Source organism: Roseovarius sp. Pro17 (assembly GCF_035599575.1).
Taxonomy (GTDB): domain Bacteria; phylum Pseudomonadota; class Alphaproteobacteria; order Rhodobacterales; family Rhodobacteraceae; genus Roseovarius.
The window spans coordinates 3,643,899-3,660,129 of sequence record NZ_CP141179.1 but is presented as its reverse complement, the minus strand read 5'-3'; the positions used below and the strand labels follow the sequence as shown (position 1 = coordinate 3,660,129).

Genomic DNA, 16,231 nt, shown 5'->3' with positions numbered 1-16,231 from the left:
ATATAGCAATATGGTATTACTTTCACGGGGTCGTTAAACTCGCAACCTCGGACATTACAAACCATCGGAGCGTCGCGCGCCATGCAGCACCTTGCCCAGAAATTCAGTAGCGACGACGCGGCATTGCCGGCACATGCGCAAGTCTACCTGAGGCTGCGCGACATGGTGCTTTATGGGGATCTAGCACCCGGTCAGGCCGTGACGATACAAGGGTTGATCGAGCGGTTGAGCGTCGGGATGACCCCGGTGCGCGAGGCGATTCGGCGGCTGATCTCGCAGGGGGCGCTGGAATTGCAGGGCAATCGGCGGGTGTGCGTTCCGCTTCTGAGCGCCGCCGACATCGGCGAGATCATCATCGCACGCGAATGGCTGGACCCCTATCTGACGCGACAGGCGGTAAAGCATGTCACGGCGGCTGACATCGCCGAGCTTACGCATCTGGACGGCGCGCTGGACGGTGCAATCGGTCAGGGCGATCTGCGTGCTTATCTACATCTCAATCATCAGTTTCACGTCTATATTTACAAACTGGCGCGTTCGCCCATTCTGACCGATCTCGCGGAGGGACTCTGGCTGCGATACGGGCCGTCGATGCGGGTGTTGTGCGGGCGGCTGGGCACACAGAACCTGCCGGACAATCATAAGGACACCATCGTCGCCATGCAGGCTGGTGACGCCGATGCTGCCGCGGCAGCAATCCGGGCTGACGTGCGTCAGGGGATGGATCAGCTTCGTGCGTCATTGCAGACAGCGGCGGCATCAGGTGATTCGATTGACAAGGAATAATTTGATCATATTCTGACGCACTTATTGCACACCGTCGCCGCACGCCGCCTACCAGCAACGAAAGGTCAGCCCATGAACATGATTACCAACCATCTGCCCACAGCCGAACTTCAGGCGCTGGATGCCGCTCACCACCTGCACCCCTTCACGCATGGTGGTGAACTGGAACAAAAAGGCGCGCGCGTCATTACCCGCGCCAAGGGTGTGACGCTGACCGACAGTGACGGCAACGACTACCTTGATGCGATGGCGGGCCTGTGGTGCGTCAATATCGGCTATGGCCGCGATGAGTTGGCCGACGCCGCATCGCGCCAGATGCGCGAGCTGCCATATTACAACACGTTTTTTCAGACCACGCATGTCCCCGCCATCGCCCTGTCGAAAAAGCTGGCCGAGTTGGCGCCGCGCGATCTGAACCACGTGTTTTTCGCCGGCTCCGGGTCAGAGGCGAATGACACCAATATCCGCATGGTGCGCACTTACTGGGCAGAAAAGGGCAAGCCGGAAAAGAACGTCATCATCAGCCGCAAGAACGCCTATCACGGCTCTTCGATGGGTAGCGGCAGCCTGGGCGGTATGACCTATATGCATGAGCAGGGCGGCCTGCCGATCCCCGATATCTGCCATATTGACCAGCCGCATTGGTGGGCCGAGGGCGGCGACATGTCCCCCGAGGAATTCGGGCTGGAGCGGGCGCGCCAGTTGGAAAAGAAGATCGAGAAACTGGGCGAGAGCCGCGTCGCAGCCTTTATCGCCGAGCCGATTCAGGGCGCTGGTGGTGTCGTCATTCCGCCCAGCACTTACTGGCCCGAAATTCAGCGCATCTGCGACAAGTACGAAATCCTGCTGATCGCGGATGAGGTGATTTGTGGGTTCGGTCGGACCGGCACATGGTTCGGTAGCGATACTCTAAACATCCGCCCGCATATCATGACTGTGGCGAAGGGCCTGAGCAGTGGCTACGCGCCCATCGGAGCGTCTATCGTGTGCGATGAGGTGGCTGAAGTTATCAACAATTGCGAATTCGCGCATGGCTACACCTATTCGGGCCACCCGATGACGTGCGCTGTGGCGCTGGAAAATCTGCGTATCCTCGAGGAGGAAGGCATCGTCGACCGCGTTGCCAACCATTCCGCTGCTTACCTCGCGAATAAGTGGGGCGGCCTTGGCGATCACCCGCTGGTAGGCGAGGCGACGACCATTGGCATGATGGGGTCCATCGTGCTGACACCGGACGCGTCCAGCCGTGCCGCCTTTGCCGGGGACGAGGGCGATGTCGGTCTGATCTGCCGCGAGCATTGTTTCCAGAACGGACTGATCATGCGGCACGTCGGGGATCGCATGATCATCTCGCCCCCGCTGGTCATCACGGATGGCGAGATGGACACGCTGGTCGAGCGTGCGTGGAAGGCGCTGGACCTCACGCACAAGCAACTGAAGGCTGAGGGCAAGATGAAAGCCGCCTGATGGGCTTTGACAGCTCGATTCGGCCAAAGCGGCTAAGGACTGATGCCTAATCCGCACGCGTGACCGATGCGGCAAAGCAGCCCGGTTTGGCATAGTGCAGGTGGATATAGGTAGCGTTCGGGTCGCTGAATGCGTGCATCAGTGCTTCGTGCAAATCCTCGCCCTCTGCCACGTCCGCCGTGATCATCATGTCGGCGTCGTCGAACACCCGTAGCGAGATGAGGCGCAATTTCAGAACGTGAGGCACCTCGTCCATGGCAGGATGCGCCTGGCTCGCGCCCTCGCGCACAAAGATCGCGTGGCTCGCGCGGTAGGGGCTGTCGACAGGTAGATGGTCGAAATTGATCAGCAGCACCGTCTCGCCGATCTCGGCATCCTCCAGAGTGACGCGGCAGGGCGTTCCCGGGTTTTCGCGCACGATGACACGGCGCGCGCGCCGGGCCGCGAGTTGGGTGTCAGGCAGGGTAAAAAGATCGGCGAACGGCTGAGGCGAAAGGGCATGGACCTGAAACGTCATGATGGATCTCCAATGATTTGGCGCGTCCATTTTGCAAGCGCATCGCACCTCAGGCGACCCGATTCCTGCGTAAAACTGATTTTGTCATTTCCGATCGCCCGCTACATGGCATAACTCAGTGGTATCCATGGTGGCTCTTTCTGGTGGCGGATTCGCAATAGCAGGGACGACATGAACAAGCAGAAGAAGAACGGCAGGAATGACACCTTCGCGGTCGTCGGCCTCGGTAATTTCGGCAGCACAGTGGCGAATGAGCTGATAAGCTTTGGCAATTATGTTATCGGGATCGATCACGATGAGCGCGCAGTAAATGCGCAGGCCGAGACGCTGAGTCAGGCATTGATTGTTGATGCCCGCGATGAGGTCGCCCTGCGCGAGGCGGGCGTGGCAGAATGCGACGTCGCTCTGGTGGCTATTGGTGACAATCTGGAATCCAGCATTCTGGCCGCGATCAACCTCAAGACCATCGGCGTGCCGATCGTCTGGGCCAAGGCGACGACCAAGACGCATCACCGCATCCTCAGCAAGCTGAAGGTCGACCGCATCATCCACCCCGAAGTAGAGGTGGGTCAGCATATTGCGCAGGTCCTGCACAACCCGCTGGTGCGCGACTATGTCAGCCTCGGCAATGGGTTTATCGTGGTGAATTTCCGCATCCCGGAATCGTTGGAAGGCAAAAGGCTGTCCGAGATTCCCTATGGCCCGAAATACGATCTGCGTTGCGTCGGAGCCATGCGCGGCACTGAATGGCTGGGTTGTGACGGGGATGAATGCACCTTGCAAAAAGACGATCTGCTGCTGTTGCTAGGTCAGCGGTCAAACCTGCGCAGTTTTGCGGCCAGTCTCTGATGCCACGTTCGCATGTGCGCGCCCTATCGAGGACCAGGTGGCGCCTTGCGCCCCCGGCCACTCTGGGGCTGATCTATCTGATCTTCATCGCGCTGGGTGGTTTCGTCCTGTGGCTGCCGATCTCGAACACCGGCGACCTCACGCTCTGGGACGCGCTTTTCACCTCGACCTCGGCGGTGACGGTAACGGGGTTGATCGTGGCCGATACCGGCAGCGCCTTTACCCCGTTTGGGCAGGTGGTGATTGCGCTTTTGATTCAACTGGGCGGGCTGGGGCTGATGGTCTTTGCGGTGTTGGTTCTGACGGTGCTGGGCATCCCCATCGGCTTGCCCTACCGCGCGGTTCTGCGCGAAGAGGTCAATCAGAAGACACTGCATAACCTGACCGATATCGCGCGCGTCATCCTCAGCGTGTCCATCTTGTGCGAGGTGATCGGTGCTGCGATCCTCTGCTTTGTCTTCGTGCCCGAGTTCGGCTGGACCAAAGGCATCGGGCACGCGATGTTTCATTCGGTGTCGGCATTCAACAACGCCGGCTTCGCGCTCTACTCCGACAGTCTGATGAGTTGGGTCGCCAATCCGATCATCAACATGGTGATCCCGGCGCTGTTCATTCTGGGCGGGCTGGGATTCATCGTGCTGGCCGACATTTATCAGGTGCGCAGTTGGCGCAAGCTGACGCTGCACAGCAAGCTGATGATCGTCGGGACGCTGGGCCTGATCGGATTCTCGTGGTTCGCCTTTGCCGCTCTGGAATGGAGAAATCCCGGCACGCTGGGCGGGCTTCCTGACACTGCCTCGCGCATATGGGGCAGCTGGTTTCAGGCGGTTACCGTGCGCACTGCGGGATTCAACACGCTGGATTTCGCACAATTCCACGACAGTACCGCGCTGATGATTATGTCGCTGATGCTGGTTGGTGGTGGCAGCACCTCGACCGCTGGCGGGATCAAGGTGACGACGCTGATCGTGCTGGTCATTGCGACGATCGCATTTTTCAGGCGGCAGACACAGATGCATGTCTTTGGGAGGTCGCTGGGGCCGGAGGAAGTGCTCAAGGTGCTGGCCCTGACGATGGTCAGCATGTTGCTGGTGTTGACGGGGATCTTTGTCACGTCGATTTCGCATGACGGCGATTTTCTGGATCTGGCGTTCGAAATCACGTCGGCCTTCGGCACGGTCGGCGTATCGCGCGGCGCCACGGGCGAACTGGACGGAATCGGGCGCGCCGTCATCATGCTGATCATGTTTCTGGGCCGCGTTGGTCCGCTGACCCTCGGGTTTTTTCTGGCGACGCGCAGCGTGCCGCGGGTGCGCTATCCCAAGGGTCAGATTTATTTGGGCTAATCCTTGATCAGCAGCTTGCGGGGCTGATTGCACAGCGGCTCGGCGGGGCCGTCCTCTTTGATCAGGATGGTCTCGGTAATTTCCATGCCCCATGTGTCCATCCAGAGTCCGGGCATGAAGTGGAATGTCATCCCCGGCTGCAGCACCGTTTCGTCCGACGCGCGCAGGCTGACAGTGCGCTCGCCCCAGTCGGGCGGATAGCTGAGGCCAACGCCATAGCCACAGCGCGCGCCACGCTCGATCCCGGCGCGCTCCAACGGGACAGCCAGCGCATTCGCGATATCGCAGGCACGCGCACCGGCGCGCGCGACGTCGATCCCGGCATTCAACCCTTCGACGATTGCCCCCTCGGCGCGCACCATGTCATCGCTGGGCTTGCCCAGCATCAGCGTGCGACAGCAGGGCGCGTGATAGCGCCGGTAGACGCCGGATATCTCGAAAAACGTCGCCTCGCCGCTGGTAAACGGCCGCCCGTTCCATGTGAGGTGCGGCGCGCCTGCCTCACTGCCCGAAGGCAGCAGCGGCATGATCGCCGGATAATCGCCCCACGCGCCGGGAATGCCGCGCACGGCGTCGCGGAAAATCTCGGCGACAACCTCGTTCTTGGGCACGCCCGGCTCGACCCGCTCTAGCAGTCCTTCGATAATCTTGTCGGTGATGCCAGCCGCCTTACGCATAAAGGCGATTTCCTCATCCGACTTGACGGAGCGTTGCCAGTTCACCAGCGCGGTGGCATCGACCAGCGTGGCATCGGGCAACTCGGCCTGAAGCACCTGAAAGGCCTTGGCCGAGAAATAGTAGTTGTCCATCTCAAGGCCGATCCGGGCGGACCCGAGGCCCAGTTCCTTGAGCCGATTGGCCAGATCCTCCATCGGATGACGCTCGGTCGATTGCACGTATTTGTCGGCGTAGCCCCAGACGCGGCTATCCTCCATCCAGACGGTGCGGACACCGCCATTGGCATCCATGTTGCGGCCCCACCAAACGGGATCGGCATCCGGGAAAACCAGCACGCCCTGATGGACGTAGAACGACCAGCCATCATAGGCGGTCAGCCAATTCTGGTTCGACGGGTCCGTGCAGAACATCACGTCGATATTGCGAGCCTCCATCGCGTGTCGGGTTTTCACCAGACGCCGCTGATATTCGGCGTTGCTGAAGGGGATGTCCTTTTCGATCATGTCGCGGCCTTTCTTTTGGAATTCTTGGCCAGTGTGTCGTGGCCTGCGTAGATTGCCGCTCTAATGGCGTCACGTGATGTCGTTTTCGCGCTGCCGCGCGTTGACGCCGCCTGCGTGCCTGCCCAAAGGTGGCAGCATGATGCACTGCCAAGGACCCCTCTCATGATCCGCCTCGACGCCCGCGATCTGGACATTCTGCGCGCGCTGGCCGGGAATGGCCGGATGACGAACGCGGACCTCGCCGCTGCTGTCGGCCTGTCGGCCAGCCCCTGTTGGGAGCGGGTGCGCAAGCTGCAAGAGGGTGGAGTCATCGAGGGGATTCATGCGCGCATCGCGCTAAGGAAGCTGGGGCCGCATGTCACGGTCTTTGTCACTGCCGAACTGACAGGTCACACCGCCGCCGATTTTCGCCGCTTTGAGGCAGCAATGAACGGGTACGAGCAGGTCACGGGATGCTGGGCACTGGGCGGCGGCTATGACTATCTACTGCATATCGTGGCGCGCGATATTGAGGGGTATCAGGCGCTGCTCGATGAAATGCTCGACGCCGGGATCGGACTGGCGCGGTATTTTACCTATGTCGTGACCAAGACCGTCAAGGATAGTCCCGTTCCGCCCTTTGCCGCGCTGCTGGATCACTAGGCAGAAGAATCTTCTGCAAGCCACCATCATTTCGGTTACACACGCTGCATCATTTGCGGCATTTTCCGCGCAAGGGCGCGGCCCAACTTCGCGCGCACATAAATAAGGAGACTCCCAATGCTCAGAAACGATCAGCTGGCCGAATGGGACCGCGATAATTTCTTTCACCCGTCCACGCATCTGGCGCAGTTCGCGCGCGGCGAGTCGCCAAGTCGCATCATCACCGGCGCCAAGGATTGCCATATCGAGGATCGCGAAGGGAACCGCAGTCTGGATGCTTTCGCCGGCCTCTATTGCGTGAACGTTGGCTATGGCCGCACCGAGATTGCCGAGGCGATCGCGAAACAGGCGCATGAGCTGGCCTATTATCATGCCTATGTCGGTCACGGCACCGAGGCCAGCATCACGTTGGCCAAGATGGTGATGGACCGCGCGCCCGATCACATGTCCAAGGTCTATTTCGGCCTGTCCGGTTCGGATGCGAACGAGACCAACATCAAGCTGATCTGGTATTACAACAACATCCTCGGCCGTCCGGAAAAGAAGAAGATTATCAGCCGCTGGCGTGGCTATCACGGCTCTGGGTTGATGACCGGCTCGCTGACGGGGCTAGAGCTGTTTCACAAGAAGTTTGATCTGCCGCTGGCGCAGGTGATCCATACAGAGGCGCCGTATTACTTTCGCCGTGCCGATCTGGATCAGAGCGAAGAACAGTTCGTCGCCCATTGCGTCGCCAAGCTAGAAGAGCTGATCGAGGACGAGGGCGCCGACACCATCGCCGGTTTCATCGGCGAGCCGGTTTTGGGCACTGGCGGACTTGTGCCCCCGCCCGCAGGCTATTGGCCCGCGATTCAGGCCGTTCTGGACAAGCATGACATCCTGCTGATCGCGGATGAGGTCGTTACCGGCTTTGGCCGTCTGGGCAGCATGATGGGGTCCGAACACTACGGGATGAAACCCGACCTGATCGCCATCGCCAAGGGTCTGACCAGTGCCTATGCACCTCTTTCGGGCAGCATCGTGTCTGACAAGATGTGGAAGGTGTTGGAGCAGGGAACAGACGAATACGGCGCGTTCGGCCATGGCTGGACCTATTCGGCCCATCCCATCGGCGCGGCAGCGGGTGTTGCAAACCTCAAGCTGCTGGACGATCTGAACCTGATCCAGAACAACCGCGAGACGGGGGCATATCTGAATTCCACCATGAAGGACGCGCTGGGCGATCACGCCCATGTTGGCGACATTCGCGGCGAGGGGATGCTGTGCGCCGTCGAGTTCGTGAAAAACCGCGACGGTCGGGTGTTCTTTGACGCCGCCGACAAGATCGGACCTCAGGTTGCGACCGCACTGGCAGCGATTGGCGTGATCGGGCGTGCGATGCCGCAGGGGGATATTCTGGGCTTTGCCCCGCCCTTCTGCCTGACGCGCGCCGAAGCGGATGAGGTGGTCAGCAAGACCGCGCAGGCGGTCAAAACCGTGCTGGGTTAATCGCTGAGAGCTGAGCAAGGGGGGGCGGTCCACATGGCTGCCCCTTTATCAGTCGACCATCACTTGCGGCCAAGCAAAGCGCGCACTGACACAATAAGAAAGCGTCGGGTGCCGCAATGGAGGCAAAAAGTGACGCATGAAGGTTGCAATGAGTTTCGTTTGGCGGTTTAGTCTGCTTTCAACGCGGACTAACCGCGAAAAACAAACACAACGGGGAGACTCAATTGCCTGAGTCGCACACCAGCGATGCGTTCGTTGAATTTGAACGCGTGCAAAAAAGCTACGATGGAGAAACGCTGGTCGTCAAAGACCTGAACCTGTCGGTTCCCAAAGGCGAATTCCTGACGATGCTTGGCCCCTCGGGATCCGGCAAGACGACATGCCTGATGATGCTGGCCGGGTTTGAGACGGCGACGCATGGCGATATCCGCCTCGATGGCACGTCGATCAACAACATCCCACCGCACAAGCGCGGCATCGGCATGGTGTTCCAGAACTATGCCCTGTTCCCGCATATGACGATCGCCGAAAACCTCGCCTTTCCGCTAGAAGTGCGCAAGATCGGTAAGGACGAGCGTGAGAAGAAGGTCAAGCGCGCCCTCGACATGGTCGAGATGGGCACCTTTGGCGGCCGCCGTCCGGCGCAGCTATCGGGTGGTCAGCAGCAGCGTGTCGCACTGGCGCGTGCGCTGGTGTTTGAGCCCGAGCTGGTTCTGATGGACGAACCCCTTGGCGCGCTGGACAAGCAGCTGCGCGAAAAGATGCAGTTCGAGATCACGCATCTGGCCCACAATCTGGGCATCACCACGGTTTACGTCACGCACGATCAGACCGAGGCGCTGACCATGTCGGACCGCGTCGCGGTGTTCGACGATGGCCGCATCCAGCAGATCGCGCCGCCTGACAAGCTGTATGAAGAGCCCGAGAACAGCTTTGTCGCGCAGTTCATTGGTGAAAACAACACGTTGCAAGGTGTGGTCAAGGAAATCAAAGGCGATTTGGCGCTGGTTCAACTGGAACATGGCGAGTTGATCGACTGTAAGCCGATCAATGTCACCAAAGTCGGCGAGCGTACGCAGGTGTCGATCCGTCCCGAGCGGGTGGAATTTAACAAGGATCGTCTGCAACCGGGCGCTCACACGCTCAAGGCCGAGGTGCTGGAATTCGTCTATATGGGCGACATTTTCCGCACGCGGCTGCGCGTCGCCGGAAATGACGATTTCATCGTCAAGACCCGCAACGCGCCCGACCAAAAACGACTGCAACCGGGTGAGCAGTTGGAAATCGGCTGGCTTCCGCAGGATTGCCGCGCGCTGGATGCATGATTTGAGAAATATCGTGGCCACTTCGGCCCGATGAATAGAGGGATCGGCGGCCAGCCCGTGCCGCACCCTCAGGAAATTAACGGGCAATCTAGGGAGAATAACATGAAACTGACTAAAACACTTCTAGCAACAACGGCCCTGACAGCCGTGGCAGGGATGGCGACAGCCGAAGTCAAGGAATTGACCGTCGTCAGCTGGGGCGGCGCATATTCCGCTTCGCAGCTGAATGCTTACCACAAGCCCTACACCGAAAAGACCGGTGTCACGATCATTAACGATGACAGCTCGAACGAGGCCGTGGCCAAGCTGCGCGCGATGAACGAAGCTGACAACATCACATGGGACGTGGTTGACGTGGTCGCCGCCGACGCCATCCGTCTCTGCGACGAAGGCTTGGCACTGGAAATCGACCCCGACACCATGCTGGCCGACGGCGACGACGGTAGCAAGGCATCGGAGGACTTTGGCGATCTGCTGGTCTCGGATTGCTATGTGCCCAGCATCGTCTATTCAACGACGTTCGGCTATCGCACCGACCTTGTCGGCGACACACCTCCGGATGACGTCTGTGATGTCTTCGACCTCGAAGCATTCCCCGGCAAGCGTTCGCTGGAAAAGCGCCCGATCAACAACATGGAATGGGCCCTGCTTTGCGATGGTGTCGCCAAGGACGAAGTCTATGACGTGCTGGCCACCAGTGAGGGCCAAGAGCAGGCCTTGGCCAAGCTGGATACGATCAAGGATAGCGTCGTCTGGTGGTCGGCCGGTGCAGATACGCCCCAGTTGCTGGCGGATGGCGAGATCGTCATGGGCTCGACCTATAATGGCCGTCTGTTCAGCCTGATCGAAGAGCAGGACCAGCCTGTCGGCATGTTGTGGGACGCTCAGGTGTTCGACATCGATGGCTGGATCATCCCCGCAGGTCTGAGCCCCGAGCGTGAGGCAGCAGCACTGGAGTATCTGAAGTTCGCGACCGATACTCAGCGTCTGGCCGATCAAGCCGCCTACATCAGCTACGGTCCGGCACGCAAGTCGTCGGCCCCGCTGGTCGGCAAGCACGCGACACTGGGCATCGACATGGCGCCGCACATGCCGACCGATCCGGAAAACGCCAAGAACACGTTCCTCTACAACTACGAGTTCTGGGCTGACTACCGCGACGACATCGACGCTAAGTTCCAAGCGTGGCTGGCACAATAATACAGGTTTAAGGCGGGTTCGCCCGCCTTGCGCCTTATGACAAAGTGCGGTCCGCAATTTACGGGCCGCACATACCAAACGGGGACGATGCACGTATGCCCAAAGGGTATCTGATCGGACATATCACGGTGAATGACGCCGAGGCGTATCGCGAATACGTCGAGCGTGACACGCCGATCCTTGCGCGGCATGGCGGGCGGTTCATCGTTCGCGGTGGCCAGTCGGAAACGCAGGAAGGCGAATCGCTGAGCAGGCATGTGGTAATTGAATTTCCCAGCTACTCGGCCGCGCGCGCCGCTTACGCCGACCCTGAATACCAAGCCGTCGCGGATATCCGCAGACGCACTGCCGATAGCGTGATCATCCTGGTCGAAGGGACCTGAATACATGAGCGATACCGCCACCAACGCGCCGGTCCTGGCCGCCGACGGAACCCCGCTAAAGCGTAGCCTGTCGCGCGCTCTGCGCGTGCAGAAGATGCGTGCGCTGGCCCTGATCGCGCCCTTGCTGGCCTTTGTGCTGATTTCGTTCATCGTGCCGATCGGCGACATGCTGTTTCGCTCGGTCGAGAACCGGATGGTCGAGGACACGCTGCCCTACACGATTGACGAACTATCAAAATGGGATGGCGCCGCTGACGCGCTGCCGCCCGAGCCGGTGTTCCGTGACATGTATTTCGACCTGTTCCTCGCAGCCGAGATGAAGCGTCATACCCGCCTCGGATCGCGGCTGAATTATGAGGCCAGCGGCATGTCATCGCTTTTCCGGCAAACGGGTCGCAAGCTGGACGATCCGGGCAAGGACGCAGAGGATCTGCTCGTGGCCATCGACCCGCGTTGGGGCGAGCGCGAGACCTACTATGACCTTTTTAATGCGGCGGACGGCAAGTCCGTAGACCACGATCTGCTGGCCGCGCAGGAAAAGCGCATCCGCTGGCTAGCCGACGAAAAGCCGACCGGAGAGATGATTTTTGCCCCCTCGGCGACGGTATCGAACCTTCTGCCGCTGGCGGCGCGTGTCTATACTTCGTCCGCAGTGATAACCGGCTTGGTCAATAACAAGGAAGTGGCCAAGGCCAAGCCGATGGAATCGCTCTATCTGGCGCTGATTCAGGACGTGACGCGCCCGGGATTTAGCGATGATCTGGTTGACTATAAAGGTCCGCAAAAGGATGCGCTGGCCGCTTTGGCGAATGGTGGGCTGACTGCCCCCGACTATACTGCGATCTTTGGGGAGATCGATCGCGACTGGAGCAACATCGAGACGTGGCGCGTGATCCAGACCCATAGCGGCAGGTATACCAGCGGCTATTTCCTGAACGCCGTCGACATGCAAAAGACACCCGACGGCGCCGCCGCCCAGCCCGAAAATAAACGGGTTCTGATCCAGTTATTTGTCCGCACACTTATCATGTCGCTGACGATCATGGGTGCGTGCATCCTGCTGGGCTATCCGGTCGCGTGGCTGCTGGCGAACCTGCCGGCACGGCAGGCGAACGTTCTGATGATCCTCGTGCTACTGCCATTCTGGACCTCGCTGTTGGTGCGCACCTCGGCGTGGAAGGTGATGTTGCAACAGCAAGGCGTCATCAACGACGTGCTGGTGTGGATCGGCCTCGTGGACGACTCAAATCGACTTATCATGATTAATAACCAGTTCGGTACGATCACGGCGATGACGCATATTCTGCTACCGTTCATGATCCTGCCTATGTATTCGGTGATGCAGACGATCAATCCGACCTATCTACGGGCGGCTAAATCGCTGGGTGCGACGAACTGGACAGCCTTTTGGCGGGTCTATTTTCCGCAGTCCATTCCGGGCATTGGTGCGGGCTCAATCCTCGTCTTTATCCTGTCGATTGGCTACTACATCACGCCCGAGATCGTCGGCGGCACCAAGGGTGTCTTTATCTCGAACCGGATCGCCTATCACATCTCGTCCAGCCTGAACTGGGGCCTCGCCGCTGCGCTGGGCACCATTCTGCTGGCCGTCGTGCTGGCGCTATACTGGTGCTATGACAAGATCGTCGGCATCGACAACGTGAAACTGGGGTAACGCGATATGAGCCTTCCTATCTACGCCACGTTCGGCCAACGCGTCTGGTATTATGCCTTCCGGGTGATTTGTGCGCTGATCTTCATCTTTTTGATCACGCCGATTCTGGTGGTCATTCCGCTTTCATTCAACGCCGAGAACTTCTTTACCTTCACGCCCGAAATGCTCAGTTTCGATCCCGAGGGATATTCGCTGAAACACTACCGTGATTTCTTTAGCAGCAACGAATGGCAGCGTAGCTTTAAGAACTCGCTGATTATCGCGCCGATTGCGACGATAATCTCGGTCAGTCTGGGCACCCTGGCGGCCATCGGCCTATCGCAAAGCCACGTGCCGTTCCGCCGTGCGATCATGGCGATCCTGATCTCGCCGATGATCGTGCCGCTGATCATCTCGGCGACTGGCATGTTCTTCTTCTACTCGAAGATCGGCAATTTCATGGAGAACTCCATTGGCCTCGACAAGAATCTTGTCGGTTATATCAAGGTTATTCTGGCGCACTCCGTTCTGGGCATCCCGTTCGTCATCATCACTGTGACAGCGACGCTGGTCGGGTTTGATCGCTCGCTAACGCGGGCGGCGGCGAATATGGGCGCGAACCCGGTCACGACATTTTTTCGGGTGCAGATGCCGCTGATCCTTCCGGGCGTGATTTCAGGCGGGCTGTTTGCCTTTATCACGTCGTTTGACGAGGTGGTTGTCGTGCTGTTCGTCGGCTCGGCCAGCCAAAAGACGCTGCCGTGGCAGATGTTCACCGGCCTGCGCGAACAGATCTCACCGACGATCCTGGCCGTCGCGACGATCCTTGTGGGTATTTCGATTCTGCTGCTGACCACGGTCGAATTACTGCGTCGCCGGTCCGAGCGGCTCAGAGGGTTGTCGCCGGGTTAAAACGATCGAATTCAGATGTAAAAAAGGGCGCTTCGATCGAAGCGCCCTTTTCATTTTCGCCCATGCAAAACGCTTTAGCTGCGCACCAGCTTTTCATACGCTTCGCCGATGTCGCGCGTCAGTGCGCCGACCTCGAATGTGTAATCCCCGATCATCCCCACCGGCGTCACCTCGGCGGCGGTTCCGGTCAGGAAACACTGTTCGAATCCGGACATTTCCGCGGGCATGATGTGGCGCTCATGCACGACGATATCGCGCTCTTTCAGCATCCCAATCACGGTCTGCCGTGTCAGGCCATTCAGGAAACAATCGGCCAGCGGGGTATGCACCTCGCCATCCTTGACGAAGAATATGTTGGCCCCAGTCGCCTCGGCCACGTAGCCACGATAGTCCATGAACAATGCGTCCGAGCAGCCCTTGGCCTCGGCGGCATGCTTGGACGTGGTACAGATCATGTAAAGGCCCGCCGCCTTGGCGTGAACCGGGATCGTCTCGGGGCTGGGCCGCTTCCACTTCGAGATGTCGAGCTTGGCGCCCTTGGTCTTGGCGTCGCCGTAATAAGCGCCCCATTCCCATGCGGCGATGGCCAGATGCACCGGATTGCGCGAACTGGCGACGCCCATGTCCGGCCCGGCACCGCGCCACGCGACGCAGCGCACATACGCGTCCTTGAGGCCCGAAGCCGTCAGCACCTCGGCCTTGGCTGCCTCGATTTCGTCCACAGTGTATGGAATCTGGAAATCCAGCTCACCTGCCGAGAAATGCAGCCGCTCGGAATGCTCGCGGCTTTTAAAGATCTTGCCGTTGTAGGCGCGCTCACCCTCAAAGACCGAGCTGGCGTAATGCATCGCGTGCGACAGAATGTGGACATTGGCATCGCGCCAATCGATCATCTTGCCATCCATCCAGATCTTGCCGTCGCGGTCGTCATAGCCAGCCATTTTGCGCCCTCCAATAAGCGATTTTTGCATTTGTTGCGCATTTTATGTCCGATACGGACGTAAAATTGCGCGGAAAGTGCGATTCGCTAACAGTTGAAACTTGGAATGTCAACAAAGCTGACGTAAGTTGAGCGCCAAAAGGATCGAGGACCATATGGCAGAGGTGCAAGGCGGCGAGGCGTTACTATTCCTGACGGATGAGCAGCTACAGCAGGGGATCGAGGCGATGTTCTTTGCCTATCAGGGCTTCACTGCCGATCCCGACCGTATCCTCACCACCATGGCCTACGGGCGCGCGCATCATCGGGCGATTCACTTTATCGCGCGCAAACCGGGGACGACAGTGACGAACCTTATGAATATTCTCGGCGTGACCAAGCAATCGCTGAACCGCGTCCTGCGCACGCTGGTCGAGGACGGCCTTGTTGCAAGCCAAGTCGGCAAGTTGGACAAGCGCGAGCGCAACCTGCATTTGACGACCGAAGGAGTGGCGCTTGAGCGGCAGCTTAGCGATGCTCAGCGCAGCCGCCTTCGCGCCGCCTACCGCGCGGCGGGGCCGGGCGCGGTGACGGGGTTTCGCCAAGTACTAGAGGCGATGATGGACCCCGACATGCGCCGCCGCTATCAAACTTTGCGAGAGGCACAGACATGAGCGATCCGGCCCCCCACCTGCTGATCGTCGATGATGACGAGCGTATTCGCGGCCTATTGCGCAAGTTTCTGGCGCGGCACGGGTTCCTGGTATCGGCGGCGCGCGATGCGGCCCACGCGCGGCGGGTGCTGGCTGGGCTGGAGTTCGATCTGATTGTATTGGATGTGATGATGCCCGGTGAGGATGGCGTCGCGTTGACCCGCAGCTTGCGCGAGACCCTGACGACACCGATTCTGCTGCTGACCGCGCGCGGCGAGACGGATGATCGCATAGCGGGTCTTGAGGCGGGTGCCGACGACTATCTGCCCAAACCGTTCGAGCCAAAGGAGCTGCTACTGCGCATCAACGCCATCCTGCGCCGTATGCCCGAGCCTGAGGCCGAAGGCGTCGCCCCCAAGATCCTCGCCCTTGGCCCCGTGCGCTATGACATGGAGCGTGCTGAGCTTACGAGGGACGGCGCGTCCATCCGGCTGACCGCGACCGAAACGCAGCTGATGCGCATCTTTTCACAAAGCCTGCGCCAGCCCGTCACGCGTTCCAAGCTGGTCGAGGATCTGGGCCGCGATCGGGGGCAGGCGCAAGAGCGCGCCATCGACGTTCAGATCACCCGCCTGCGTCGCAAGATCGAGAGCGATCCGAAACAGCCCCGCTACCTGCAAACGGTGCGCGGCGAGGGGTATATGCTGGCGCCCGATTGAGGCTGGCAGAATATGGATATTTTTACCTAAAAGTAGTCGGCGAGCGTTCTTTGCTCTACCTTCTTTCTGCTGATCTCTTTTGGCATAACAGCCTCTTCGGATCGGCGCACTTGCGAGAGCGTGGCGCAGGTAGTATCTCAGGCACATGAAAAAGATTTTTGACATGGATGACCGTGCGCGCCTGCCTTGG

Annotated in this window: 15 protein-coding genes and 1 pseudogene; 13 read left to right on the top strand and 3 right to left on the bottom strand. The window is 59.5% G+C overall.

Annotated elements, in window-relative coordinates:
- Window positions 1–81: 81 nt before the first annotated feature.
- Complete coding sequence (locus U3654_RS17695) at window positions 82–786, top strand: GntR family transcriptional regulator (RefSeq protein WP_324752844.1); 705 nt, start codon at window positions 82–84, stop codon at window positions 784–786.
- A 72-nt stretch (window positions 787–858) separates the two neighbouring features.
- The gene (locus U3654_RS17690) at window positions 859–2,253 is read left to right on the top strand and encodes an aspartate aminotransferase family protein (RefSeq protein WP_324752843.1); all 1,395 of its coding nucleotides are present in this window, start codon (window positions 859–861) and stop codon (window positions 2,251–2,253) included.
- A 46-nt stretch (window positions 2,254–2,299) separates the two neighbouring features.
- Here U3654_RS17690 and U3654_RS17685 read toward each other — a convergent pair whose 3' ends face one another.
- The gene (locus U3654_RS17685; protein ID WP_324752842.1) at window positions 2,300–2,770 is read right to left on the bottom strand and encodes a DUF1203 domain-containing protein; all 471 of its coding nucleotides are present in this window, start codon (window positions 2,768–2,770) and stop codon (window positions 2,300–2,302) included.
- Between the two features lie 171 nt (window positions 2,771–2,941).
- Between U3654_RS17685 and U3654_RS17680 the strand changes: the two genes are divergently transcribed.
- Complete coding sequence (locus U3654_RS17680; protein WP_324752841.1) at window positions 2,942–3,619, top strand: TrkA family potassium uptake protein; 678 nt, start codon at window positions 2,942–2,944, stop codon at window positions 3,617–3,619.
- Entirely contained in the window at window positions 3,619–4,965 is a 1,347-nt protein-coding gene (locus U3654_RS17675; protein ID WP_324752840.1) for a TrkH family potassium uptake protein, read from the top strand. Before U3654_RS17680 ends, U3654_RS17675 begins: the two co-directional genes overlap by 1 nt.
- On the opposite strand, the gene U3654_RS17670 is transcribed toward U3654_RS17675, so the two are convergent.
- On the bottom strand, window positions 4,962–6,146 hold the full coding sequence (locus U3654_RS17670) for a M24 family metallopeptidase (protein WP_324752839.1): 1,185 nt from the start codon (window positions 6,144–6,146) through the stop codon (window positions 4,962–4,964). The genes U3654_RS17675 and U3654_RS17670 overlap by 4 nt on opposite strands.
- A 165-nt stretch (window positions 6,147–6,311) precedes the next feature.
- On the opposite strand from U3654_RS17670, the gene U3654_RS17665 reads away from it, so the two are divergent.
- The 7 genes and pseudogenes from U3654_RS17665 to U3654_RS17635 form a co-directional block, all read left to right on the top strand.
- The gene (locus U3654_RS17665) at window positions 6,312–6,788 is read left to right on the top strand and encodes an Lrp/AsnC family transcriptional regulator (RefSeq protein WP_324755323.1); all 477 of its coding nucleotides are present in this window, start codon (window positions 6,312–6,314) and stop codon (window positions 6,786–6,788) included.
- A gap of 117 nt (window positions 6,789–6,905) precedes the next feature.
- Entirely contained in the window at window positions 6,906–8,276 is a 1,371-nt protein-coding gene (locus tag U3654_RS17660) for an aspartate aminotransferase family protein (RefSeq protein WP_324752838.1), read from the top strand.
- 224 nt (window positions 8,277–8,500) lie between these two features.
- A complete protein-coding gene (locus U3654_RS17655) occupies window positions 8,501–9,601 on the top strand; it encodes an ABC transporter ATP-binding protein (RefSeq protein WP_324752837.1) in 1,101 nt (366 codons plus the stop codon).
- A 102-nt stretch (window positions 9,602–9,703) separates the two neighbouring features.
- Entirely contained in the window at window positions 9,704–10,801 is a 1,098-nt protein-coding gene (locus U3654_RS17650) for an extracellular solute-binding protein (RefSeq protein ID WP_324752836.1), read from the top strand.
- A 95-nt stretch (window positions 10,802–10,896) separates the two neighbouring features.
- The gene (locus U3654_RS17645; protein ID WP_324752835.1) at window positions 10,897–11,184 is read left to right on the top strand and encodes a DUF1330 domain-containing protein; all 288 of its coding nucleotides are present in this window, start codon (window positions 10,897–10,899) and stop codon (window positions 11,182–11,184) included.
- 4 nt (window positions 11,185–11,188) lie between these two features.
- A complete protein-coding gene (locus U3654_RS17640) occupies window positions 11,189–12,859 on the top strand; it encodes an ABC transporter permease (RefSeq protein ID WP_324752834.1) in 1,671 nt (556 codons plus the stop codon).
- 12 nt (window positions 12,860–12,871) lie between these two features.
- Window positions 12,872–13,750, top strand: a pseudogene (locus U3654_RS17635) (ABC transporter permease); the annotation flags it as partial.
- 74 nt (window positions 13,751–13,824) lie between these two features.
- Here the strand turns inward: U3654_RS17635 and U3654_RS17630 are convergent.
- Window positions 13,825–14,691: a branched-chain amino acid aminotransferase gene (locus tag U3654_RS17630; protein WP_324752833.1), complete on the bottom strand. Its 867-nt coding sequence runs from the start codon at window positions 14,689–14,691 to the stop codon at window positions 13,825–13,827.
- A gap of 154 nt (window positions 14,692–14,845) precedes the next feature.
- Here U3654_RS17630 and U3654_RS17625 point away from each other — a divergent pair, with 154 nt between their 5' ends.
- Both U3654_RS17625 and U3654_RS17620 read left to right on the top strand, forming a co-directional pair.
- On the top strand, window positions 14,846–15,343 hold the full coding sequence (locus U3654_RS17625; RefSeq protein WP_324752832.1) for a MarR family winged helix-turn-helix transcriptional regulator: 498 nt from the start codon (window positions 14,846–14,848) through the stop codon (window positions 15,341–15,343).
- Window positions 15,340–16,041, top strand: coding sequence for a response regulator (locus tag U3654_RS17620; protein ID WP_324752831.1), 702 nt, complete (start codon window positions 15,340–15,342; stop codon window positions 16,039–16,041). The genes U3654_RS17625 and U3654_RS17620 overlap by 4 nt, the downstream gene beginning before the upstream one ends.
- Window positions 16,042–16,231 lie beyond the last annotated feature (190 nt).